1 protein-coding gene is annotated in these 749 nt (G+C 56.1%); it reads right to left on the reverse strand.

The annotated features are described in order from the left end of the window. Positions 1-749 (reverse strand): sensor histidine kinase (locus LB462_RS30940; RefSeq protein WP_304610465.1); only part of this gene is annotated, 749 nt, incomplete at both ends.

Raw genomic sequence — 749 nt, forward strand, 5'->3', positions numbered from 1 at the left:
AACAGTTTCTTTCGGGTTTCAGGCGTCAGGCCGGGGCCATTGTCGTGGATTTTCACGAGAGCCGCTCGTTCGTCGGCAAACGTCTCTATAAGCAGCTTCCGGGTGTTGCCAGCCACATGTGCCATTGCCTGGATGGCATTTAACAGCAGGTTCAGGATTACTTGCTGCAGTTGTACCCGGTCACCGCTGACCTCCGGGAGATCGGCTGCAAGATCGAAACGCAAGCTTACCTGATTGATGTCGATTTCGCGTCGAACAAGCGCCACCGTCTCATCGAGAACCTCATTCAGGTTGACATGTATCGGCTTCGGAGGTGCCTTCACCGATAGAGCCCGCAAGTTCTTGATGATGTCGCTGGCACGTTGTGCATCGGCAATCATCCCTTCCATCGAAGACTGAACTTTCTCAAGGTCCGGTACGTCCCGTCTGAGCCATCGCAAGCCGGCTCCTCCGTTGGTGACCACGGCGGCCAAAGGCTGATTGAGTTCATGAGCGATCGATACTGTCAGCTCGCCAAGCGTTGCCACGCGGGCGACATGCGCCAACTCCGTTCGCGCTGCATGAAGCTGGTTTTCGGCTTCTCGTCTCGCCGTGACATCCATGATGCTGATCAAGACCATGTCGAGAGCCGGGCGATTTGCGGGGAAAGCGACATTGTATAAAACGACCAGCTGCCGGCCTTCCGCATTGTTGATCACCGTTTCGGCTTCATAGCTCGACTTGCCGGACCAGATCGCCGCGAGGAGTTT

It is taken from the genome of Phyllobacterium chamaecytisi (genome assembly GCF_020164455.1).
GTDB classification, from domain to species: Bacteria; Pseudomonadota; Alphaproteobacteria; order Rhizobiales; family Rhizobiaceae; genus Phyllobacterium; species Phyllobacterium chamaecytisi.